At 48.7% G+C, this 22,793-nt stretch carries 19 protein-coding genes and 5 pseudogenes; 16 read left to right on the top strand and 8 right to left on the bottom strand.

The window, feature by feature from the left end; genetic code table 11:
- The first annotated feature begins 96 nt into the window (after positions 1-96).
- From DCL27_RS17385 to DCL27_RS17335, 12 genes and pseudogenes are all read left to right on the top strand, one after another.
- Positions 97-381 (top strand): hypothetical protein, encoded by a 285-nt coding sequence (locus DCL27_RS17385; RefSeq protein WP_146196431.1) that lies wholly within the window; start codon positions 97-99, stop codon positions 379-381.
- Complete coding sequence (locus tag DCL27_RS17380) at positions 368-754, top strand: DUF2726 domain-containing protein (protein WP_080582844.1); 387 nt, start codon at positions 368-370, stop codon at positions 752-754. Before DCL27_RS17385 ends, DCL27_RS17380 begins: the two co-directional genes overlap by 14 nt.
- 340 nt (positions 755-1,094) lie before the next feature.
- On the top strand, positions 1,095-1,169 hold the full coding sequence (gene tap / locus DCL27_RS17825; protein ID WP_071526358.1) for a RepA leader peptide Tap: 75 nt from the start codon (positions 1,095-1,097) through the stop codon (positions 1,167-1,169).
- 151 nt (positions 1,170-1,320) lie between these two features.
- Positions 1,321-2,238: a Replication protein gene (locus DCL27_RS17375; RefSeq protein ID WP_309573986.1), complete on the top strand. Its 918-nt coding sequence runs from the start codon at positions 1,321-1,323 to the stop codon at positions 2,236-2,238.
- Positions 2,239-3,313: 1,075 nt separating this feature from the next.
- Positions 3,314-5,107, top strand: coding sequence for a colicin-like bacteriocin tRNase domain-containing protein (locus DCL27_RS17370; protein WP_109691576.1), 1,794 nt, complete (start codon positions 3,314-3,316; stop codon positions 5,105-5,107).
- Between the two features lie 9 nt (positions 5,108-5,116).
- Positions 5,117-5,374, top strand: a complete 258-nt coding sequence (locus tag DCL27_RS17365; RefSeq protein WP_035601235.1) for a cloacin immunity family protein — start codon at positions 5,117-5,119, stop codon at positions 5,372-5,374.
- A gap of 119 nt (positions 5,375-5,493) precedes the next feature.
- Entirely contained in the window at positions 5,494-5,604 is a 111-nt protein-coding gene (locus DCL27_RS17820; RefSeq protein ID WP_374189235.1) for a colicin release lysis protein, read from the top strand.
- Positions 5,605-5,610: 6 nt separating this feature from the next.
- Positions 5,611-5,739: pseudogene (locus DCL27_RS17355) on the top strand (colicin E3/pyocin S6 family cytotoxin); the annotation flags it as partial.
- Positions 5,740-5,748: 9 nt separating this feature from the next.
- Positions 5,749-6,006 (top strand): colicin E3-like toxin immunity protein, encoded by a 258-nt coding sequence (locus DCL27_RS17350; protein ID WP_109691573.1) that lies wholly within the window; start codon positions 5,749-5,751, stop codon positions 6,004-6,006.
- Between the two features lie 77 nt (positions 6,007-6,083).
- Positions 6,084-6,236, top strand: coding sequence for a colicin release lysis protein (locus DCL27_RS17345; protein ID WP_071526402.1), 153 nt, complete (start codon positions 6,084-6,086; stop codon positions 6,234-6,236).
- Positions 6,237-6,466: 230 nt separating this feature from the next.
- On the top strand, positions 6,467-7,390 hold the full coding sequence (locus tag DCL27_RS17340) for an Rpn family recombination-promoting nuclease/putative transposase (protein WP_035600927.1): 924 nt from the start codon (positions 6,467-6,469) through the stop codon (positions 7,388-7,390).
- 368 nt (positions 7,391-7,758) lie between these two features.
- Positions 7,759-7,955 (top strand): annotated as a pseudogene (locus DCL27_RS17335) (hypothetical protein); the annotation flags it as partial.
- Positions 7,956-8,214: 259 nt separating this feature from the next.
- On the opposite strand, the gene DCL27_RS17330 reads toward DCL27_RS17335, so the two are convergent.
- The 8 genes and pseudogenes from DCL27_RS17330 to DCL27_RS17295 all read right to left on the bottom strand — a co-directional run bounded on the left by DCL27_RS17330 (position 8,215) and on the right by DCL27_RS17295 (position 18,289).
- Complete coding sequence (locus DCL27_RS17330) at positions 8,215-9,660, bottom strand: Na+/H+ antiporter NhaC family protein (RefSeq protein ID WP_035600925.1); 1,446 nt, start codon at positions 9,658-9,660, stop codon at positions 8,215-8,217.
- 37 nt (positions 9,661-9,697) lie between these two features.
- Positions 9,698-10,843 carry a trans-sulfuration enzyme family protein gene (locus DCL27_RS17325; protein WP_035600922.1) on the bottom strand — a complete coding sequence of 382 codons (1,146 nt, stop codon included), beginning with the start codon at positions 10,841-10,843 and terminating at the stop codon, positions 9,698-9,700.
- Positions 10,844-11,212: 369 nt separating this feature from the next.
- Positions 11,213-11,469 (bottom strand): annotated as a pseudogene (locus DCL27_RS17320) (recombinase family protein); the annotation flags it as partial.
- Positions 11,463-11,657 (bottom strand): annotated as a pseudogene (locus DCL27_RS17315) (recombinase family protein); the annotation flags it as partial. The pseudogenes DCL27_RS17320 and DCL27_RS17315, both read right to left, overlap by 7 nt.
- Positions 11,658-11,981: 324 nt before the next feature.
- Positions 11,982-15,128, bottom strand: coding sequence for a CusA/CzcA family heavy metal efflux RND transporter (locus DCL27_RS17310; protein WP_035600919.1), 3,147 nt, complete (start codon positions 15,126-15,128; stop codon positions 11,982-11,984).
- 10 nt (positions 15,129-15,138) lie between these two features.
- Positions 15,139-16,416: an efflux RND transporter periplasmic adaptor subunit gene (locus DCL27_RS17305; protein ID WP_035600916.1), complete on the bottom strand. Its 1,278-nt coding sequence runs from the start codon at positions 16,414-16,416 to the stop codon at positions 15,139-15,141.
- A 103-nt stretch (positions 16,417-16,519) separates the two neighbouring features.
- Positions 16,520-16,870: a cation efflux system protein CusF gene (gene cusF, locus DCL27_RS17300; protein ID WP_035600913.1), complete on the bottom strand. Its 351-nt coding sequence runs from the start codon at positions 16,868-16,870 to the stop codon at positions 16,520-16,522.
- Between the two features lie 33 nt (positions 16,871-16,903).
- Positions 16,904-18,289: an efflux transporter outer membrane subunit gene (locus DCL27_RS17295; protein ID WP_035600910.1), complete on the bottom strand. Its 1,386-nt coding sequence runs from the start codon at positions 18,287-18,289 to the stop codon at positions 16,904-16,906.
- 185 nt (positions 18,290-18,474) lie between these two features.
- Here DCL27_RS17295 and DCL27_RS17290 point away from each other — a divergent pair, with 185 nt between their 5' ends.
- The 4 genes and pseudogenes from DCL27_RS17290 to DCL27_RS17270 all read left to right on the top strand — a co-directional run bounded on the left by DCL27_RS17290 (position 18,475) and on the right by DCL27_RS17270 (position 22,739).
- Positions 18,475-19,158 carry a copper/silver response regulator transcription factor gene (locus DCL27_RS17290; protein ID WP_035600906.1) on the top strand — a complete coding sequence of 228 codons (684 nt, stop codon included), beginning with the start codon at positions 18,475-18,477 and terminating at the stop codon, positions 19,156-19,158.
- Positions 19,148-20,608 carry a Cu(+)/Ag(+) sensor histidine kinase gene (locus DCL27_RS17285; protein WP_035600903.1) on the top strand — a complete coding sequence of 487 codons (1,461 nt, stop codon included), beginning with the start codon at positions 19,148-19,150 and terminating at the stop codon, positions 20,606-20,608. The genes DCL27_RS17290 and DCL27_RS17285 overlap by 11 nt, the downstream gene beginning before the upstream one ends.
- Before the next feature lie 175 nt (positions 20,609-20,783).
- Positions 20,784-21,233, top strand: coding sequence for a hypothetical protein (locus DCL27_RS17280; protein WP_035600929.1), 450 nt, complete (start codon positions 20,784-20,786; stop codon positions 21,231-21,233).
- A gap of 577 nt (positions 21,234-21,810) precedes the next feature.
- A pseudogene (locus tag DCL27_RS17270) lies at positions 21,811-22,739 on the top strand (IS5 family transposase).
- Positions 22,740-22,793: the final 54 nt, after the last annotated feature.

Genomic DNA, 22,793 nt, shown 5'->3' with positions numbered 1-22,793 from the left:
TGTGTTCGCGCCCTGATTTTATATCGGGGAGTGAACGCAATTGAACAACCGCAGGGCGTTAGTCTTTTTGCATTTTACAAAATGTAAGTTTTCATAATGAAATTATTACTGCCGTTATTTTATGGTTGCCATTATCGCTTTATTATTTGGCGACAAGATAGCGACTGCATGCAAATAGTGGCCAATCGGAGAATAATCGTGTTTTTTATCTTCTTAGGGCTTGCCCTATTCATTTTATTATTTATCATCTGGCTATCGGTGCAAGGCAGAAAGCAGGCTCATCCCTTATTACGCGCTCTGCTGGCGGCGGGTATCAAGCCGAAAGAATCGGATAGATTACTGTTCCTTTACGGCCAAGCCACAATTGATGACCGCGCGTGAATATGCCTTCTTTTCCGCGTTATCGCCGGCGACTGGCGCACATCACTGGTATTTTTGTCTCCAGGTTCGTGTCGCCGATATTGTTGAGGTTTCGTCAACCTGGAAAAAAGGTAGCCGTCAATGGTGGTGTTTATTCCGGCTTATTTCACAGTGGCATTGTGATGTCGTGGTTATTGAGCGAAAAACAGGTCACATTATTGCGGCGATTGAGCTGGATGATGCAACGCATCAACAAGCAAAGCGTATACGGCGCGATATCGTGCTCAACGAAATTTTTCGTCAGGCACAGATACCGTTATGGCGAGGAGATGATCCCGAGGTACTCGTCCAGCATGTACACCATTATCTTCAGGCTCGAACGACTGCCAGGTGATGCCGCCTTTTATGCATCATTCTGATCCTGTTGCCGTCTGTACGCCAAAACAGACCGAAAACAGGTTAATTTTTTGGGTTGTCTGTAGTATTCTTGCGAGAAGCGCTGTTTCTGCCCCCTCATCATCACTGATGATGAGGGGCGAGGGCAGGATACAGACAGACGAATTCATGGCGGGCCACGCCGCAAGGTGGCAGGGAGCTGGTGAGGGGGACGTTACTCCGCGCCAGAAAAGCGAAAACCCCGATAATCTTCCCAGGTTTGGCGACTAGAAGAAGACTAACGGGGCTCACTACAATGCTGCATAGAAGCTGTTGCTCTATGCAGGGAGTATAAAGCCATGCTCGGAAAACTGCAATCCTTTCTGTGCTCCGTACTCTGTCCGCGCAACATAAGCGCAGGGCGGGGTGTATAGCAACCTTTCTCCGTCGATTGCCGATAACCTGTCCCACTCGCCAAATCGGCGGGGTGCGGCCAATGCGGCCCGTAAGGGACAGCCTAAAATCCATCGCCGCTATCAGCCGAAACTGTGTTGTGCCGTTTCGCGTGGTATGGCGTCAAAAGTCGTGGCACGGATTAGCCGTCACGATTGGAATCGCAATGGCGATCTGATTGCCCTGCGCCAGCGGGGATATATTCCCTATGCCTATCGTCATGATCCGAATTTTGTGCCCAAACCGATGCGGATCAGCACACGCTCAGAGAGCCGTGAAGCGTTAACGGTTCTCTCCCAGGCATTGGCTGCACACACGGATTACAACCCGGATAGCGACTATCCCTTCGAAGTGATGGTACCGTTTGAGCAAATCGCCTCGGCGATGGGGGTACTGCACGTTTACGAGAGCGGTCGCAAAGCTTACGACGTTGCCTTGCATGCCCTCTCGGTGATGGAGCAGCTGGGCTATGTCATTGTGCTGCATACCCAGGACAGCGACAGTGGCCAGAACAAGCCGCTGCGTATCTGGCTATCCGAGACGTTCTTTACTTCGCGCGGTATCCAGGTCGATGAAATACGTGACTGGCTGGGCAAATTCAAGCGTTGGGCGATGAAGAACGGTCTGACGGAGACACTGCGCCAACGCTATGAAAAACACCTGGTGCACATTGAGCGTATCGGTATTGACCTGAAATCCCGTCACTCATTGCGTAACCGGCTGCGCCAAATCAAGCGCTGGGTGGTCAGCCCGGACTTGGCACGGGATAAGGCTCAGGCTGTGGCCACGATAGAGCAAACCTTGGCGCAACGCTCGGCGCTGGAGCAACAATTGGATGAGACCAACCAGAACATCCGGCAGCTGGCCAAGCGGAAAACGCACAGCTACTATCAGCAGTTTACGCAGTGGTCGATCACCGGCGCGATGACGCCAATCCAGTTGCTGCAGCTACAGGAAATCCTTAAACGTGAGTACCCTGGACTGCTGCAGCAGGACGCGGAGGCGTTCTACAAGTTGCTGCTTGAGCGTACCGGTGCCTTTAAAATCTAAACCTTCCCCCCCCCTTTAATCCGTCGAGTTTTCGTCTATCAACGCGAGGCCCTCGCTTGCCCTGTAGTTGATAAATAGCACGGATTTTGAGCGTTATTCACCCCCTCTCTCTTCGATATTCACAGATTTTCGGTGATGGCCAACTTGGCCTACCCCTATAGCACAGGAAATAAACAGTTAAATTCGAAGTAACAGATTAACTTCGAAGAGGTACCCAATATCATCGTTAATTTCGAACGTTGTTTCTGAACAAAAGCCCTTTTTAAAAAAGGGAGTAAGCATCGAGCTAGCCTTACGGCTGCTCTCGATGGTAGCTCCCTCGTTTCACTCGGGCACAAACCCTTCCCTGGCAACACCAAAGCCAACCGGCAACAACATCTAAAAAGTACCTCCCATCGCGTTGCGATGGGCCCCAAACTCAGCCTAGCTAAACACCACCGCCAAACTCACCATCAGTACCGCGCCCAGCAGAAACACCAACGCCCATCCCACCACTGAAAAGCGACGGCGCCCCGGCCCTCTGGGCCGGGATGATGTCGCTTTTAATAATGGATGTTGTAACTAAAATTAATCGCTGCTGTTAGGAATACTGCGCCTGAAAAGTTCGGTATAACACGCCCGTAAGCGGCCCTAACGGCCCGCTAACGCGGAGATACGCCCCGACTACGGCTACGCCTTGTCGTGACCACTCCGACGGCGCACATTCACATCTACGCTCTCTGTTAGCGGATTATGGCTTTACAGGGCAAGGGATGGGTAAGGTGAAACCTATCAAGACAGTAACCGGCTGCGCCGGGCGACGGCGCCAGTCACTGACAGTGTTCTATTCAACATCTGTTGGCGCCTCCATGCCGCTTTGCGGCATTCAAAGATGCTACTTGCGCACGGCTCACCCATTGGATCAAGGGGTTGACTGAACGCTCCCTCCCATTCACATCGGTTGAAATTTTGATTGCAATCAAATTAATTGCATTGACAGCTAACTATCGTAGAGCTAGCATCAATACTGTACATAAACACATGTGTTTATGTACAGTATTGATTTTTGGTTTTTATATGTCAAAGAGGAATCGTTATGAGTGGAAATGGGGGCAATAATGCTCACGGTAATGCTTTTGGTGGAGGCCGAAACCCTGGTGGTGGAGATAGAGGGTCCACTGGTGGGTACGATGGGAAGAATTTAGGCGGGCATACTCGTGATAATGGTGATGGTACCTCAACGACAACAGATCATCGAGGCTCTATTACTCATTATGGTGGACGGGAACGTCCCGATGCCGGATGGAGTCGGGGTGGAAATGGTGGTGATAAAGATCACGCTAGCTCTGGCGTTAATCTGTCATTATTCCCTGAGGCTCAAGCCAATGTCGCTTATGGCGTGCCGATGAATATTTCTCTTATTGATGGTATGTGGGGATTTTCTCTGTTTCGTACTGCACCAATTCAGAAAGCTTTATTGGACGCAATGGCAAAGCTGGAGCAGGGTTTAGTTGCAGGTCTGCCTTATGCTGGGCGATTAATGGGGGTAACTTTTGGTGTGTTAATCCCCTCTGAAATCGCAAAAGATGATCCTAATATGATGTCTCAAATTATGACATCTCTTCCGGCAGATAAAGTGTTAGATGCACCACTGGCACCCTCATTACCTCTACAGCCGGCTACTGTTCGGGTAAAAAATCGGGTGGCGGATATCATTCAGGATGAAAAGCAAAAGCTGGCAGTGGTAGCTGGTGTACCAATGAGTGTCCCTGTGGTTGAAGCTAAGCCAACCTCCCGTCCTGGTGTTTTTATAGCCAGTATTGTACCTGGTAAGCCGGATATCCATCTGAGTATTAAGAATAATACGCCTGTATCCGTTAGCCAGCCTAAAGGCATTCCTACTGAACGGGGTGATGAAAAAGCTGTGGGGTTTAGTGCGGGAGGGAACACCCATGATGCAGTGATCCGCTTTCCCGATAATAGTAATGTTAAACCGATTTATGTTTCCGTATCAGATGTGCTAACACCTGAACAAGTAAAACTGCGTGAGGCGGAAGATCGACGTCGTCAACAGATGTGGAATGCATCTTATCCTCTTGAGGCCGCAAAGCATGACCTGGCTATTGCAAATGATGAGCTTCGTCGGGCAAGGGAGAATGTTACTAGCCAACAGCGTGAACTGGAGCGGGTCAGAAATGAACCTGATGTAAAGTCATGGAATGATCCATCAAAATACCCCATTGTTTCAGAAGGAACAATTCCTTTTAAAACATCGTATTATAGTGGCACAATTCGTACTGTTGGACAGATTAATACGATACAAGATCGTGATAAACTGATCTCACAAGGGGCGCAAGCATTTGGGTGGGATTTTAATGAAGGTAACCCTGATAAAGATTCACGAGAGGCATCTCGACAAGCTCTTGAAGGGCAATTAATCGAGTACGGAAAAATCCGAAATAGGTTAATTGTTGCCAAGGATAAATTGACATTAGCGGAGCAAGCGTTATCTCATGCATTAGAGAATCGCAGAGAAAAGGAAGGGAAGAAAAAAGCTGCGGAAAATAAAGTTAATGAGGAGAAGAAAAAACCTCGAAAAGGGCTTAAGGATTATGGTCATGATTATTACCCTGATCCAGAAACAAAAGATATTCATGGATTAGGCGAATTGCAAGAGGGCAAACCTAAAACACCAAAACAAAACGGAGGAGGGAAGCGAGCTAGGTGGTATGGCGATAAAGGGCGTAAAATCTATGAATGGGACTCTCGGCATGGTGAGTTAGAAGGATATCGTGCCAGTGATGGTGAACACTTAGGCTCCTTTGATCATAAGACAGGGAAACAGTTAAAATCTCCTGATCCTAAACGCAATATTAAAAAATATCTTTGAGAGGAAATTATGGGACTAAAATTACATATTCATTGGTTTGATAAAAAAACAGAAGAGTTTAAAGGGGGAGAGTATTCAAAGGATTTTGGTGATGATGGTTCTATCATTGAGAGTTTAGGTCTCCCTTTGGAAGATAATATAAATAATGGATGGTTTAATGTTGAGCAGTCATGGGTTTCAATATTGCAGCCACATTTTAAAAATGTAATTGATATTAACCAATTTGACTATTTTATCTCTTTTGTATATCGAGATGGAGTTTGGTGATCTTATTAGTAATTAATAATTGATAAACAAACTACCAGTAATCAAGGATGAATGCTGGTAGCTATACTAATAAGGAGATTTATGAGGAAAAAGAAAGTTGTTTTTTTATATCTTTTATAATGTTGGGATTTCTTCTTGCAGCTTGTCAGGCAAACTATATTCATGATATTCAAGGAGGAACAGTAGCCCCATCATCCTCTTCTGTTGTTACCGGTATTAAGTCCCAGTAGAAATAGAATTCACAGCATGGTGAGATGGAAGGGTATCGTTCGAGCGATGGTGAGCATTTAGGCTCTTTTGACCATAAGACTGGTAAGCAGTTAAAGTCTCCCGATCCTAAACGTAATATTAAAAAATATCTTTGAGAGGTAAATATGGGTCTTAAATTACGTTTGACATGGTTTGATAAGAAGACAAGCGATTTTAAAGGTGAGGAGTATTCTAAAGATTTTGGTGATGATGGGGCTGTCATTGAAAGTCTGGGGATGCCTTTAAAGGATAATATTAATAATGGTGAGTTTGATTTGAAGAAAGAATGGGTTGCTTTACTACAGCCATTTTTTAAAAATCAAATAAAGCCTGATTTGGATAATTATTATATAGCTTTTGATTATCGGGATGGAAATTGGTGATCCCATTAGCAATTAATAATTGATGAGCAAGCTACCAGTAATCAAGGATGAATGCTGGTAGCTATATCAATAAGGAAATTTATGAGAAAAAAGAAATTTATTTTTTTATATTATTTGCAACGTTAGGTTTTCTTCTTTCAGCCTGTCAGGCAAACTATATTCATGATATTCAAGGAGGAACGGTAGCCCCATCATCCTCTTCTGATATGGCCGGTATCAAGTGCCAGTAGAAATAGGATTCACAACATGGTGAGATAGAAGGGTATCGTTCGAACAATGATCGAGTATTGGGGGCCGCTTGGAAAATGGAGAAAATCGTACTCTAAGTCGGATAGAGGTCGTAGCGGTCTGAGCTACCCCCTCCAAAGGATGGCTCGCTCGTCCGGGTCGTTGTGATTTTTGGGTTTGATAATATGGCCGCCCGCTATCTGCAGGCAGGGTAAAATGTTAATATACCTGAATGAAAAAACATCCAGCGACTCCTCACGACAGCGTATTCAAGGCGTTCCTCACTCACCCCGAGACCGCCCGGGATTTTCTGTCTATTCATCTGCCGCCGGCACTGCGGGAAATCTGTGACCTCGATACGCTGCAACTGGCTCCCGGTTCGTTTGTCGAAGAGAGCTTGCGCCCGTATTACAGTGATGTGTTGTACACCCTGAAGACCCAGGGTGGGGACGGTTTTATCTATACATTGATCGAGCATCAATCCCGACCGGACAAGCACATGGCATTTCGCTTGATGCGTTATGCGATTGCTGCCATGCAACAACACCTCGATGCCGGCCACGACACATTGCCTCTGGTGATACCCATCCTGTTCTACCAAGGGCAGACGTCACCGTATCCCTACAGCCTGTCCTGGTTACAGGAGTTTGCCAACCCGGCGTTGGCCAGGCAGCTATACTGCGGTGATTTCCCGTTGGTGGATATCACCGTCATCCCGGATGACGAGATCATGCAGCACAAGCGCATCGCCTTGCTGGAGCTGCTGCAGAAGCATATCCGGCAGCGTGACCTGGCTGAGTTGCTAAACCAGGTGGTCACATTACTGTTGGCAGGCTACACTACCGAAAAGCAGGTGCGCACCCTGATGAACTACATGTTCCAGGTCGGGGAGACACAAAACCCGGAGGCCCTGCTAACCACCCTGGCATCGCAAGTGCCGCAACATGGAGACACGCTGATGACCATCGCTGAACAACTTGAACAGAAAGGCATGCAGAAAGGCATTCACAAAGGCCGTCAGGAAGGCCGTCAGGAAGGCCGCCAAGAGGCTCAGCGCGAAATGGCGCGCAACATGCTGGCTATCGGTATAGATCACGCTACGATTATGCAGGTGACCGGTTTAACAGCCGCTGAGCTCGAGCAGGTTCGACATTAATATAATATGCCGCCGAGGTATTTTTCCTCTCCCTTGCTTTACTGTTGGGGAGAGGGACCGGCTAACTCAGAAAAAACACAGTAAGACGCAAGGAGGTCCTCATCGTGTATACTCGGTATACCCCCTTATCTCCCCATCAGCAACGTGCACGACGCGCTGTTATTCTCGAGCGAGAGGGCTATTTCTGCGCAGCAGCAGAGGCTTGGCGTGATGTGGCTGCGCAAGCCTGTGTTCACAGCGCGACCGGGGTCAACAGATCCGTGGTCTGTCTCGGGTTGTCTCAGAAAACAGAAAGTAAAGCACGTTAAGCTGGTTGCCGGGTTGCTCTCCAAACCTTAAGATTCTGCGCAAATGTTCCTGTTGGTCCGGAAAGCATCAACAGCCTGTACAAGGCGAAGGTGATACATCGAAAAAGTTGGGAAACCCGGCAGGAAGTAAAGCTGGCCCTGGGTGGACTGGTACAACAATCGCAGGTTGATGGCGCGGCTCGGTCATATCTCCCCCCCCAGTGGCTGAAGCGGAAAAAGTGTATTATGCATCAGTCGTGAACCCGGTTCTGGCAGCCTTAGTTCACAGACAAAACACGCTACCGGAATACAAGTACAAATTTATTGCCTCCTACTGACGGGGTATTTCAAAGCCAAACACGCCTTCTTTCGTTTTTCACTAAAGAACGAGGAAAATGATTTCGATTTTGTGGTTCAGCGTTACTTTTGTGAGATATTCCCCATCGACAAAACCATTACCATTCATGGATAATATGTCCAGCGTAAGCTTATTATAGAAGAAGATATATCATATCTTTATTGAGTTCGCAGTCATATTCAGTAGGTGAATCCTAACCAGAGATAGACGGCCAGCACAAGACTCGCGGTTAATACCGCATACGGCATCTGGGTACGGATATGCTCAATATGGTCACAGTCTGTCGCCATCGATGCTACAATGGCATCACTGGAGATAGGGGAAGTCATATCTCCAAAGATAGACCCGGAGATAGCGGCACCAATCATATATTCCGGCGGCATACCGACAGACAGACCCAGCTGCACACCAATTGGGATCATTATGGCGAATGTGCCCCAGGAGGTACCTGTTGCCAGTGACATAATGGCACTGATCAGGAAGATAAAGCCGACAGAGAAGCCTGGTGCGATAACGCCGGATGTCACCTGGGCAATGTAGGCACCGGTGTTGAGGTCAGAAGACACTGAGCCCATCAGGAAGGCGAGGATCATAACCGAACTGATTTTAATCATATTGGCATAGCCGATATAAAGCTCTTTAAAGAAGGTATCCACACTCATCACACGGCGCGCAAGGAACCAGACAAATGACACCGCCGTACCGAACATCACGCCCCAGTAAACCGAGGTGGAACCACTGCCTTTACTGAACTCGCCGTCTCCGGTGATATACAGTGCCACCGGCACCATTAGAATGGTAGAGAGGATCGGAATAAAGAAGTTCAGTGAAGTATGGCAGTTTGGATGATCGATAATGTCTTTATCATCTTCCGGCTCTTCATGAGTCTCTTCCGGGGTGCTGGCGATAACATCCACTGAGCTGATAAGCGCCTGCGCACGCATTTCTGCTTTGCGCATCGCTCCCCAGGAGACATTACTGAAGATATAGAACAAAATGCTGGCGAGTGAGAACCAGGCCATTATGTTGTAAATCATGGAATGTGCCAGGATATCAAACGGTTCGCCAGTGATCAGCCCCTGAGAGATCTGCACACCGATAACCCCCATCATTGCTGCACCCCAGCCATTGATCATGGCGGAAGAACAAACAGACACACAGGCAGTCTGGATGAGGTAAGACATTTTTTCCGGCGATACGCCGTATTTTTTCGCCAGTGCTTTGGTGGATGCACCGGAAACCAGCTGGTTAATCGAACTTTCGATAAAAGTCAGTGAGGTGATAATCACCGCCAGCAACTGTACCCCTCTGCGGTCTTTGATAATCTGTGTTTTGTGGGTCAGCAGGCAGACAAGCGCCCGCACACCGCCGGTCACCACGACCAGCCGTATGATCCCGCCAATCATCAGCATAAAGATGATGGTATTGGCGTTGCCTGATGATTTAAAGACATCAATAATCCCCTCGAGGGTCGCGCGGATCCCCAGTAATAGATTGTGATCATGAATAACAGTAAAGCCAACAAGTATCCCGATCAGCAGTGATAAAATCACCTGACGGGTACAGATGGCCAGAATAATTGTGACGACCGGGGTAATGACCGTCCAGATACCATAGCCCTGCATACGCTTTCTCTTTTATTATTGTGGTAGTGATGCTGTGTCAGGTCAAAGCCTGCTGTAAGTCAGCCAGTAAATCGCCGATATCTTCGATGCCGACAGACAAACGCAGTGTGCTGTCAAAAACACCGATGGATTCGCGCTCTTCGTGGGTCATGGAGCCGTGGGACATAGTCGCGGAGTGATTCACCATGCTTTCCACGCCGCCCAGCGATTCGGCGAGCACAAAATAGCGAAGCTTTTTCACAAAGGCTTCGGCCTCTGCGAGGCCACCTTTCAGCTGAATAGTGACTACGGCACCGCCGGTGCGCATCTGTTTTTTGCATAATGCATACTGCGGGTGATCTTTCAGGCCCGGGTAAAACACCTTCTCAATTTTGTCGTGACCGGACAGGAATTCCGCCACCGCCAGTGCATTGCTGCACTGTGCCGCCATACGCAGTACTAGGGTTTTCAGGCCGCGCAGGGCTAGATAGGCATCAAACGGTGAGGCAATAGCGCCGGTGGTGGTTTTCAGAAAATTCAGTTTTTCTGCGAGGTCGTTACGGTTGGTGATGACTGCACCGCCGATTAAATCAGAGTGACCGCCGATATATTTACTGGAGGAAACCATAATCAGATCCGCCCCCATGGTCAGTGGCTTCTGGTTCCACGGTGTCGCAAAGGTATTATCAATACAAGTCACGATATTGTGTTCTTTGGCCAGGCCGCAGATGGCTTCGATATCAACCAGTTCAAGTAACGGGTTGGTCGGGCTTTCTATCCAGATCAGACGGGTATTATTTTTGATTTTGTTGCGTACTGCCGCTAAATCATTAAGATCAACATAATCAAACTCATGGCCGCAGTTTTCTTTTGCCACGCGTTCAAACAGGCGGAAAGTACCACCGTACACACCTTTCATCGCAATAATATGAGAGCCCTGCGGGAAGATATTCAGCACCAGTGCTGCGGCGGCCACACCGGAGGCGGTTGCAGTGGCGTAAGTGCCTTCCTCAATATCGGCAAGCAGTGTTTCATAGGTGTGGCGGGTCGGGTTACTGACGCGGGAATAGACGTATTCACCGTGTTCGCTCAGGCTGGTTTGTACAAAAGTACTGGCGGTTGTGATCGCCGGAAAAATAGCATGGTTAACTTTATCCTGCTGCTGTCCACCGTGGATCAGCACAGTAGCAATTTTCTTACTCATAGTTGGTGTCCTGTAAAATATGCGATGAATATTTAATGGTTATTGTAATGACCGGATAATGGCACAGGTAGTCAAAAAAAATTTTCTAAAAAAATTCCGCAACTGCAGGCGGCAGAGAATAAATTTCTCCCTTATAAAATAAGCCTTATATATCAGTACATTGTATGTTTTGTGTAAGTGAGATGAGAATCACATTATGAATAATAAGGTTATTGTTTTATTTTGTGGTCAAAAAAACGGGTTGATTCTGCCCGGTTTCAGAGAGTTATGGTTATTTGTGGTGTATGGGGATTCGCAGAAGGCAGTGTGTGTCAAGGCGGTTGTCGCCTCAGTTAATTGGGGGGCCTAGGGAAACGGGAAAATCGTACGCTAAGCGAGTTCAGAGGCTGGAATCCAGCGACATAGCGTAGGAACGGACACGCCAAGGTTCTTGGTTGACTCGCTCTTACTGTTGGTCATTTTTGGCTTGTGGCCACCTTTGCGGCCGAGCTGTCTAGCAACTTCTAGACCAGCCCGGGTTCGTTCGACGGTCAGGTCTCGTTCCATCTCTGCGAAGCTTGTCATGACATGGAAAAAGAGTCGGTGCGGCTCCTGAACTGGATATCCTGTTTATGCAGATCGCTAACTTAGTGAAAGGGTGGCTTCCTTTCCATCCGTGAGATCTCGCTGAGGCTAGGCCTGCAACTGTTCGCTCGGCAATCAGTTCACGCCTAAACTTGGCCAGCGCGGCAAAGCTCCCCAAAATAAGCTTGCCAGCAGCTGTTGTGGTATCGATAGTCGCTCCGTGGCTGGTTGCAAAGTCTAGCGAATCACCGTCGCAGGAACATGCCCTTCAATAATCAGCTTCTCAGCCATAGCGATATAACAACTTGTTCGCTCTACCTAGTTGCTCGCGACATGCGTTTTCACAGTAAATTCTTCCTTTTCCATCGTCTGACCTCATAGAGAACAGCAGACGTAGTATACCGATTTATACAAATCAATCACCTGGTCGCCAGCAAAGGCCGGGAGAGGAGATGTAAGTAGAACAGCCATTAACAGTTTTTTTTCATATTTTCCTCTTAAAGATCCCGTCAGTGCCAGAGCTGGCAGGACGGACAATACATCAGGGGCGCCGTCCTTCGACGCCCCATCTGATTCAGGCGTTGAGTGACTTATGTCTATGCAGCCAGAGCAACTTATAAGCCGCTGGGAGGATGAACAGAGACAACAGAGGGGCGGTGATCATGCCACCAATCATCGGTGCTGCTATACGGCTCATCACCTCAGAACCCGCGCCGGTTCCCCACAGTATAGGTAACAGACCCGCGATAATAACGGCCACCGTCATGGCTTTTGGTCTTACACGAAGTACCGCACCATGGTACAGCGCCTCATCAAGTCCTTCAGCGGTGAACGTTTCTTGGCTGGACAACTCCGGGTGAGCCTCAATGGCATGACGCAGATACATCAGCATCACTACACCAAATTCAGCCGCAACGCCTGCGAGGGCAATAAATCCGGTTCCGGTCGCCACTGACATATGGAAGCCTTGCCAGTAAAGGAACCAAACTCCTCCGACCAGTGCAAAAGGCAGACTCATAAGGATCAGTACGGCTTCATCAACACGGCGGAACGCCAGGTAGAGTAGAACGAAAATGATCATGATGGTCATTGGCACCATCAATTTCAGCTTCTTATTGGCATGCTCCAGCAGTTCAAACTGCCCGGAGAAGGCCACACTGGTGCCTGGTTTTAAGGCCACTTTTTCGCTGATCGCGGCTTTGAGGTCATTGACCACCGATACCATGTCGCGGCCACGGGCATCAATATAGATCCAGTTGGTTGGTCGGGCATTTTCAGTTTTCAGCATACTTGGGCCAGAAACCACCTTCACTTCTGCAATATCGCCCAGGGTTATCTGCTGTTTCATTGGCGTAAGTATCGGCAACTGACGCAACATTTCAGGTCCATCACGATAACCCTGCGGGTAACGAATGTTGATGGGGTATCTGGCCACGCCTTCCACCACTTCCCCTACCTGAGCGCCACCAATCGCCGAGGTGATAAACAGCTGTACATCATCAATGCTCATCCCGTAGCGGGCTGCTTTTTCACGGTTAATATCGACGGTGACGTAGCGCCCACCTTCCAGACGTTCCGCCAAGGCAGAAGTTACACCCGGAACCGTTCTGGCGACTTCTTCAATCTGTTGTGCCGTCTGGTCAAGATCAGCCAGAACGGTTCCGGAGACTTTGATCCCTATCGGGCTTTTAATCCCCGTCGACAGCATATCGATACGGTTACGAATAGGTGGAACCCAGAGGTTAGCCAGGCCGGGTAAACGAACCGTTTTATCAAGCTCCTCGATAATTTTGTCGATAGTCATTCCTGGACGCCACTGATCTTCAGGTTTTAGCTGAATGGTAGTTTCCAGCATTTCCATTGGGGCTGAGTCTGTTGCAGTATCTGCTTTTCCTGACTTACCAAACACAGAGGCCACTTCAGGTACGGTTTTGATAAGCTTATCGGTCGTCTGCAGCAACGTCCGGGCCTGTGCGGGAGAAATGCCTGGCAGCGTGGACGGCATATACAGTAAATCGCCCTCGTTAATCTGAGGCAGAAATTCTCCGCCCACCTTACTGAGTGGCCAGGCGATGGTCAGGATCGATAATAAGGCGACGATCAGTGTCAGCTTCGGCCAGTGCAGAACCCGCAGCAGCAGGGGGTGATAGATCCTGATCAGGAATCTGTTCAGCGGGTTACTGGTTTCAGCCGGAATTTTCCCGCGGATCCAGAATCCCATCAGGATGGGGATCACCACAATCGCCAGAACTGCTGCCCCTGCCATTGAATAGGTTTTGGTGAAGGCCAGTGGACCAAACAGGCGGCCTTCCTGACCTTCAAGGGTAAAGATCGGGATAAATGACAGGGTAATGATCAGCAGACTGATGAACAGTGCCGGGCCCACCTCCACCGACGCGTCAGTGATGACCTTCCAGCGCGTGGTGTTATCAATTTTTTCGCCAGGGTGGAGATGATCCCACTCCTCCAGCTGTTTATGCGCATTTTCTATCATGACCACTGCGGCATCCACCATAGCGCCGACCGCAATAGCAATGCCGCCGAGCGACATGATATTGGCATTCATTCCCTGGAAGTGCATGACGATGAAAGCAATACACAATCCGAGTGGGAGAGAGATGATAGCGACCAGCGCAGAACGCAGATGCCAGAGGAACAGCGCACAGACCACGGCCACAACAATAAATTCTTCCAGCAGTTTATGGCTGAGGTTATCTATTGAGCGATCGATTAACTGGCTGCGGTCGTAGGTAGTCACCACTTCCACACCTTGCGGAAGACTTTTTTTCAGCGTGTTGAGCTTCTCTTTCACCGCAGATATAACGTCACGGGCATTCTTCCCGGAACGCAAAATAATCACCCCGCCGGCGACTTCACCCTCACCGTTCAGCTCTGCAATACCACGACGCATTTCAGGTCCAATCTGTACCCGAGCCACGTCTTTTAAATACACAGGAATGCCGTTTGCCCCCGCACTGAGGACAATGTTGTTGAAATCATTCAGGGACTGAAGATAACCGGTGGCGCGCACCATGTATTCGGTTTCGGCCAGTTCAACCGAGGAACCGCCGGCTTCCTGATTCGAGGCGTTGAGCGCGTTTTTGACCTGGGACAGGGTGATCCCGTACTGCGACAGTTTGATCGGATCCACCTGAACCTGATATTCCCGGACCATACCGCCAATGGAGGCGACCTCCGAAACGTTCGGAATGGTTTTTAACTCATATTTCAGGAACCAGTCCTGAAGCGAACGCAGTTCAGCTAAATTGTGCTTGCCGCTTTTATCAACAAGGGCATACTCGTAAATCCAGCCCACCCCGGTAGCGTCGGGACCAATTTCTGAGGTCACGCCTTTAGGTAATTTTCCCTGAGCCTGGTTCAGGTATTCCATCACGCGTGAGCGAGCCCAGTATTGATCGGTACCATCCTCGAAGATCACATACACATAGGAGTCACCAAACTGTGAAAATCCCCTGACCGTCTTCGCGCCCGGAACGGAAAGCATGGTTGTGGTCAGTGGGTAAGTGACCTGATTTTCGACAATCTGCGGTGCCTGACCCGGATAGCTGGTTTTAATAATGACCTGAACGTCAGAAAGGTCGGGTAAGGCATCAACAGGGGTATTCACAATGGTCCATGTTCCCCAGATACTCAGGAACAGTACCGCCATCATCACCAGAAAGCGGTTGGCCACTGAACGCCGGATAATCCATTCAATCATTGCGTTATCCTCAGTGACCTGCATGGGTATTGTCTGATGGCATCACCATACCCGGCGCCATCGGTGCAGGTTTATCCGCCTGGTGCATTCGTTCCAGGGCCCCGGAAATATTGGCCTCAGAGTCAATCAGGAACAGACCGTTCACCACCACGGACTCACCTTCAGAGAGTCCGCTGGCGATCCCGGTCTGATTCTGCGATTCATGCAGTATTTTGATGGATTTCGGGACAAACCGGCCTTTACCATCAACGGTAATGACATGCTGCTCCTTGCCTGTGTCAATCACCGCCTGTGAAGGGATCAGCAGCATTTCGCTGCTTTGGGTGTTCAGTTTCAGATAGGCACTCATCCCCGGCTTTAGCAGCTCATCCGGATTGCTCACCTGCAGACGGACCTGGAGGGTGCGGGTTGTAGAGTCTACGCTCGGTAAAATATTCCATTTTTTAATATTAAACGTTTTGTCAGGATACGCCGGAACTGAAATAGCAAACTGCGAGGTGTCCTTCAGAAGGTAAGCAATGGATTCCGGAACTGAAGCGCTGATCCAAACCGGATCCGTCCCCTGAATCTGGGCCACGACTTTGTCTTTTGAAATATTCATTCCGGTCCGCAGATCAAAGGCGGTGATGACCCCACTGATAGGTGCTTTAATGGTGAACCGTGTCTGGATTGTACGGGTGCTGCGCAGTCGCTGAATATCTTCTTCCGGCATACCGGCCAGACGCAGACGTTCAAGGCTCCCCTTCACCTGAACCTGGGTTCCTCCGGATCCCGATAACAACAGGTATTCGCTCTGTGCTTCCACCCACTCAGGGATGGTGATGTCAATCAGAGGTGCTCCTTTGCGGACCTTATCCCCAATCGTGAGCGGATAGACTTTTTCGACAAATCCGTCCGCACGCGCCTGCACGATAACGAACTGGTAATCGTTATAACTGACGTTAGCCGGAATCGTTTGAGTGTACTGTAAGTGCCCCTTGTTCACCTTCATGGTTTTCATACCCAGATTCTGCACCAACGACGGATCGATCCGGATGCCGTTGCCGTTCTGTACATCACCTTCATCGGCGTATTTGGGCACCAGATCCATATCCATAAACGGCGATTTGCCGGGCTTATCGAATTTGGTATCAGGCTTCATGGGATCGTACCAGAACAGAACCTTACGCTCCGTTGGCTGTGATGTCTGATGCCCGGCAGTATTAAAATGGGGATACACGGCCACGATCCCTCCAATGAGAAGGCTGCTAATCATTACTGCAGCGTATTTTAATTTTAAGGAAGCCATGACTGCTCCTGGTAAAGGAAATATAAACTCAACGGGTCATACAACATATAAAAGAAACCCGTCACAAGATTTTACTGTGATGGGTCTGAACCGGGTGACGAGATTATGGCTGCGTGACCTGGATATCCTGAAGCAGTGAGAGATTTCCCTGCTGTATAAAGGAAAAATTAACTTTGTTGCCTGGTTTGAGCGCCGTAATACCGTCATCCTGGGAGGTAAAGCGCATGGTCATGGCTGGCCAGCCAATGGACGGAATAGCGTCATGGGCAATTGTGATTTTTTTGTTCTGAAAATCAATATCTTTCACAATACCTGTGGCGCTGATGACCTGCTGTTCCGTTTTCATTTCGCCGTGCGACATCTGCATACCCTGGTGCAACTTCTCAGCCTGTACGGTCTGAGCCATCACCAGTGACAGCATACCGAAAAAGACGACTTTCATTGACTGACGCATATTGTGTACTCCTGACTAATTAAAAGAGATAAATTATTCAACCCAGCCGCCGCCGAGTGCGGTGAATAGTTTGATTTCATTGACCTGTTGAGAATATTTCAGATCAAGAATAGTTTGTTGAGTAGTAAATAATGAGCGCTCCGCATCTAGGACTTCGATATAGCTGACCGCGCCGTTTGAATATAAGCCACGGGCCCGCAGCAACGTTATTTTAAGCGAGTCAAGATAGCGTTCTTGTGCAGCGATTTGCCCACTGATGCTGTCCCGCAAGGACAGCGCATCGGCCACGTCTTTAAACGCGGTCTGAATTTTTTGTTCATAATTCACTACAGATTGCAGCTGACGCACTTTCGCCAGCGTCAGGTTGGCCTCATTGCGGCCCGCATTGAATACAGGAAGTTCGATTTTTGGCACGAAATTCCACATTCCACTCCCTGGCGTAAACAGGTTTGAGAGGTCAGAGCTACTGACTGACAGGCCGCTGGTCAAGCTGATGGATGGGAAGAATGCCGCTCTGGCTGCGCCGATGTTGGCATCGGCCGCTTTCAGCTGGTGTTCTGCTTCCATAATATCCGGCCTCTGGAGTAACACTTCTGAGGAAAGATTAGGCGGTAATTTAACGGGATTAAGATCGGCTGTTTCATCGGTCCGGGCAACTGGCAGGTCATTATAGATCCCGAGTAACAGCTGAAGTGCGTTGTTTGCCTGAGCCAGTTGCCCTTCACGGCTGGCAATTTCGGCGCGGGTGCTTTCTATCACCCCGCGCGCCTGTTCGAGAGCCAGTACCGTTGTGCTACCGGTGACGAGCTGTTGTTCAACAAAGGCATAGGATTGCTGGTAGTTTTGCAGCGCCTCGCGGGCGATCTTCAGCTGCGCCAGCGCAAGTTGCTGGTTGTAGTAACTTTGCGAGACGTTAGAAATCAGCAGAATATGGACATTTCGCTGCGCCTCCTGGCTGGCAAAATAATTCTGCCGATCGGCCTCGCTCATATTTTTCAGCTTGCCAAAGAAGTCCAGGTTAAAACTCAGATTCAGGCCCGCAGCATATTCTTTTGTCGTTGCACTACTGTCCTTTAATCCCCCCTGATAGCTGGCATTTGAGGACGTATCCAACTGCGGGTAGCGGTCTGCGTCAGTCACGTTGTATTGCGCCCGAGCTTCCTGGACTTTCAGGGTGGCCATTTTGAGGTCAGGGTTATTCCTCAACGCTTCAGCAATAAAACGCCGGGCCTGAGGATCGACGAAAAAGGTTTTCCAGCCGGTATCCTGATAGCCCGCGCTGGCGGGGACGAGGCTGTTACGGGAAAGAGAAAATTGTTGCGGTACAGGGAGTGCCGGGCGCTCGTATTCAGGTGCCAGTGATACACAGCCGGTCAGAATAAGCGCCGTACCGACCGCCAGTAGTTTTAATTTGAACATATCGTTTCCCGTCCAGGCTCGCCCGGAAAATCCTGCTGATAAATTATGATGGGGGTAGAGTAGCCGGGGGACTCTGTTGGCTTGGTGACAGGATAATGACAAAGCTGTCATTTTCTGTTTCAGTCGTTGATCTCGTTATTATGCTAACTAGAATGACTGGAAAATAGCCGATATCCGGAGAGAAGATGAAGATACTGATTGTTGAAGATGAGGCGAAAACCGGCGAGTTCCTGAGCAAGGGGCTGACGGAAGCCGGTTTTATCGTGGATTTAGCGGATAACGGCCTCACCGGATACCACTATGCCATGACGGCGGAATACGATCTTATCGTTCTGGATATTATGCTCCCTGACGTGAATGGTTGGGACATTGTCCGCATGTTGCGCGAGGCCAGTAAAGGAATGCCAATTCTGCTACTGACCGCACTCGGGACTATTGAACATCGGGTTAAAGGGTTGGAACTGGGGGCAGACGATTATTTGGTGAAACCTTTTGCTTTTGCCGAACTGCTGGCTCGGGTGAGGACATTGTTGCGCCGCGGGGCGGCGGTCATTACGGAAAGCCAGTTTCAGGTGGCAGATCTGACTATCGATCTGGTATCACGCAAAGTTAGTCGGGCAGGCCGGCGAATTACGCTGACGAGTAAAGAGTTTACCCTGCTTGAGTTTTTCGTCAGGCATCAGGGCGAAGTGCTCCCACGTTCGCTCATCGCTTCTCAGGTCTGGGACATGAACTTTGACAGTGATACCAATGCCATTGATGTCGCGGTGAAACGCCTGCGAGCGAAAATTGACAATGATTTCGAACCTAAACTCATTCAGACGGTTCGTGGCGTAGGTTATACCCTTGAGGTGCCGGATGAGGATTAAGGGTAAGCGCAGGCCTTTCTCACTCGAAGTCAGGCTGACTTTTCTCATCAGTCTGACCACACTTTTTACCTTCGCAATCTTTGCGGCCATCATGCTTATTTCTGTCCAAAATCATTTTGCGGAGCAGGACATAAGAAATCTGAAGCGAATCAACACAGCATTGACCGCCATTCTGGAAAATCCGCAGGAATCAGAACAGCAAAAAATCGATAAAATGAGCATCCTCCTCCCCAGTTATCGCCATATATCGGTGTTATTACTAGGGCCCGGGAACAAGGTCATCTATCGCTCACCAGACGGACTGGCGCTGATGCCAGCGATCAGTACTGCCGGGTTTACAGATGCCCAGTCTTCGGGTGAAGTTTTTGAGTGGTCTGATGGACGGATGCCACATGAAATAACCATGCGTGAAAATAAAAGTATGAGTCCGTCATCCTGGCGTATTATGGCATCCACCGTAAACACCCCTGATGGCATGAATATAAAAAACGATACCTTATTAATTGCGCTCTCTATAGACTTCCACTTACATTATCTCGATACACTTAAATATAATCTACTGCTAATTGCTTCGTTGATGAGTTTATTAATTATTCTGACAGTGTATTTTGCCGTTCATAAAGGACATCAGCCATTGCGTAATGTTAGCATGAAAATAAAAAACATTACCTCCGATAATCTGGATGTCCGTCTTGATCCTGCCCGCGTACCGATTGAACTCGAACAACTGGTGATATCCTTTAACAGCATGATTTCACGTATTGAGGATGTTTTTACCCGGCAGGCGAATTTTTCCGCTGATATTGCCCATGAGATAAGAACCCCTATTACTAACCTGGTGACCCAAACTGAGATAGCGTTAAGCCAGCAGCGCTCGGAAAAAGAGCTTGAAGACGTTCTCTATTCAAGTCTTGAAGAATACAACCGAATGGCAAAAATGGTCAGCGACATGCTGTTCCTAGCTCAGGCAGATAATAATCAGCTGATCCCAGAACAGATGCCCCTCGATCTGAAGGCCGAAACTATCAAATTGTTTGATTTCTTTGAAGCTTGGGCAGAAGAACGTGAAGTGGGACTGGTGCTGGATGGTGATAGCGGGATGGTGGAGGGAGACAGACTGATGCTCCGACAGGTTATTAATAATCTGCTGTCTAATGCTATTCGCTATACCTCGGCAGGGCATTCAGTGGCTGTCCATATCCAGGAAAATGCTGAATCGGTCGCGCTCACTGTGGAGAATCCGGGTACGCCCATCCCACAGGAGCACCTGCCCCACCTGTTTGACCGGTTTTACCGGGTGGATCCTTCGCGGCAGAGAAAGAGTGAAGGAAGTGGTATCGGACTTGCTATCGTAAAATCCATTGTAGTTGCGCATAAGGGAAAAATAAGCGTCGCCTCTGACCTGCATTCCACCCGCTTTATCCTCACATTGCCCCGGTTACACGCATAACAAATATGTACCTTTAATCGGATGCATTTCATTTAATTCAGTTAAATGACGAAATTGTCATTCTCCGGTCACGAACCAAACAGAATGATATTCATATAATCAGTGAAATCAGGGCAAGAACCTGTTTCATTATACCTTGATAATATTTAATCACTGAATTAATCAGGAACATCACATGAAAAAGATTATTATCACTGCTATTTCCATTGGTATTGCTTCTTCTGCCTGGGCTGCACAAACCACAATACCAGAAATGGATATGAGCCAGCATCAGCTGGCTATTATTGCCCATAACACGATGAACAACGGTAATTCAAATGCTCATCAGCAAATGGCAGACATGCACAAGAAAATGATGGGCGAACAGACGACGAACGCCAGTAAATCGCAATCTTTCTCCGCCATGAATGAACATCAGCAGGCGATAACAGTGCATGAGAATATGAACAACGGAAACGCTTTCGCACATCAACAAATGGTCAACGCCCATAAAAAAATGATGGGTACGCAGGCACCAACGGAAACCGTGAGCACTGCCAAACCATTTTCGTCCATGAACGAGCATGAGCAGGCTGCTGTGGTTCATGAGTTCACCAAAAACGGACAGTCTGGTGTGCATGAGTAGGAAGCGAAACAGCACCTACTGATGCAGGCTAATTAAAGTCAAAGTGATAGCCAATTCAGTCAACAGATTGGCATGTCTATTAGCATAGATATGCTATAAGGCATTTATCATATTGCGACCAGCCTGTAAGAAATTTTAATACTCAGTCAGGTATGCCCAAACTCTGATAGTTTGTCGGGTAGTACTGAACTCGCGTGCGACTGCACTGATGCTGGCGCCCGAGTTCAGTGATTCGACTATAGACTTTTTCTGTTCTTCATTAAAGGCTCCGCCACGGTTGAAATCACCTGTAGTTTGTCGTATACGTCGAGTGACTATATGCGACTATCAAGCAATGATGAATGTCAATCTGTTGTTTTGTAACGTGATGTATTGATTACTGCCGGAGTTAGCCTCTACTATTTACATCAAGATCATACCTCTGGTATGCGCGATGATCGTCCGGGACTTAATGGCTGTCTTGCAGAGGTACGCGAAGGTGCGCGTTGATAGTTTGGAAGGGCGTTGTTGAATAAATCGAACTTTTGCTGTGTTGAAGGATCAGAGCTCAGCTCCTCCCAACAACGCAGACGATGCCGTGGCAAAACAAAAATTTAAAATCATCAATTGGAAGACCTACAACAAGGCCCTCATCAACCGTGGCTCCCTCACTTTCTGGCTGGACGATGAGGCTATTCAGACCTGGTATGAGTCAGCAACGCCTTCATCCCGGGGAAGGCCTCTGCGCTATTCTGACCTTGCCATCACGATCGTCCTCGTGATTAAACGCGTATTCTGCCTCACCCTACGCGCCGCATAGGGCTTTATTGATTCCATTTTTACGCTGATGGACGTTCCGCTGCGCTGCCCGGATGATTACACCAACGTTAGCAAGCGGATAAAGTCAGTTGACATCAGTTTTAAAGCCCCCTCCCGGGGTGAGATAGCCCATCTGGTGATTGATTCAACAGGACTGAAAGTCTTCGGTGAGGGTGAATGGAAAGTCAAAAAACAGGGTAAAGAACGTCGTCGCATCTGGCGAAAACTGCACCTTGCAGTCGATGCTAAAACACATGAAATAATCTGCGCAGACCTTTCACTGAACAATGTCACGGACGCAGAGGCCTTTCCCGGGCTAATCCGGCAGACACACAGAAAAATCAGGTCAGCGGCTACAGACGGAGCTTACGACACACGGTTATGTCACGATGAACTGCGCCGAAAGAAAATTAGTGCCCTCATCCCTCCCCCCGAAAGGGGGCCGGTTACTGGCCCGGAGAATATGCAGACTGCAACCGTGCTGTGGCTAATCAGCATCTGAGCGGGAGTAATGCCCGGTGGAAATGGACAACAGATTACAAACGTCACTCGATAGCGGAAACGGCGATGTACAGGGTGAAATAGCTATTCGGAGATTCATTGACGCTGCGTGATTATGATGGGCAGGTTGCGGAGGCTATGGCCATGGTGCATGCACTGAACAAAATGACGAAGGCAGGTATGCCAGAAAGCGTTCATATTACCTGAAAACACGATCCGCTACGGGGACCCTTGCCCGAAACCTGATTTATTCAACAACGC

Origin of the sequence: Edwardsiella tarda ATCC 15947 = NBRC 105688 (assembly GCF_003113495.2) — a bacterium.
Classification (GTDB): Bacteria; Pseudomonadota; Gammaproteobacteria; order Enterobacterales; family Enterobacteriaceae; genus Edwardsiella; species Edwardsiella tarda.
Note: the sequence above shows the minus strand (reverse complement) of the source record. Positions and strands in the feature narration are given on the sequence as shown.

What these genes read in the sequence shown, in the direction of transcription:
- DCL27_RS17385 (WP_146196431.1), top strand. Translation starts at nt 97, where the DNA reads ATGAAATTATTACTGCCGTTATTTTATGGTTGCCATTATCGCTTTATT.
- DCL27_RS17380 (WP_080582844.1), top strand. Translation starts at nt 368, where the DNA reads ATGACCGCGCGTGAATATGCCTTCTTTTCCGCGTTATCGCCGGCGACT.
- DCL27_RS17370 (WP_109691576.1), top strand. Translation starts at nt 3,314, where the DNA reads ATGAGTGGAAATGGGGGCAATAATGCTCACGGTAATGCTTTTGGTGGA.
- DCL27_RS17365 (WP_035601235.1), top strand. Translation starts at nt 5,117, where the DNA reads ATGGGACTAAAATTACATATTCATTGGTTTGATAAAAAAACAGAAGAG.
- DCL27_RS17820 (WP_374189235.1), top strand. Translation starts at nt 5,494, where the DNA reads ATGTTGGGATTTCTTCTTGCAGCTTGTCAGGCAAACTATATTCATGAT.
- DCL27_RS17350 (WP_109691573.1), top strand. Translation starts at nt 5,749, where the DNA reads ATGGGTCTTAAATTACGTTTGACATGGTTTGATAAGAAGACAAGCGAT.
- DCL27_RS17340 (WP_035600927.1), top strand. Translation starts at nt 6,467, where the DNA reads ATGAAAAAACATCCAGCGACTCCTCACGACAGCGTATTCAAGGCGTTC.
- DCL27_RS17330 (WP_035600925.1), bottom strand. Translation starts at nt 9,660, where the DNA reads ATGCAGGGCTATGGTATCTGGACGGTCATTACCCCGGTCGTCACAATT.
- DCL27_RS17325 (WP_035600922.1), bottom strand. Translation starts at nt 10,843, where the DNA reads ATGAGTAAGAAAATTGCTACTGTGCTGATCCACGGTGGACAGCAGCAG.
- DCL27_RS17310 (WP_035600919.1), bottom strand. Translation starts at nt 15,128, where the DNA reads ATGATTGAATGGATTATCCGGCGTTCAGTGGCCAACCGCTTTCTGGTG.
- DCL27_RS17305 (WP_035600916.1), bottom strand. Translation starts at nt 16,416, where the DNA reads ATGGCTTCCTTAAAATTAAAATACGCTGCAGTAATGATTAGCAGCCTT.
- cusF (WP_035600913.1), bottom strand. Translation starts at nt 16,870, where the DNA reads ATGCGTCAGTCAATGAAAGTCGTCTTTTTCGGTATGCTGTCACTGGTG.
- DCL27_RS17295 (WP_035600910.1), bottom strand. Translation starts at nt 18,289, where the DNA reads ATGTTCAAATTAAAACTACTGGCGGTCGGTACGGCGCTTATTCTGACC.
- DCL27_RS17290 (WP_035600906.1), top strand. Translation starts at nt 18,475, where the DNA reads ATGAAGATACTGATTGTTGAAGATGAGGCGAAAACCGGCGAGTTCCTG.
- DCL27_RS17285 (WP_035600903.1), top strand. Translation starts at nt 19,148, where the DNA reads ATGAGGATTAAGGGTAAGCGCAGGCCTTTCTCACTCGAAGTCAGGCTG.
- DCL27_RS17280 (WP_035600929.1), top strand. Translation starts at nt 20,784, where the DNA reads ATGAAAAAGATTATTATCACTGCTATTTCCATTGGTATTGCTTCTTCT.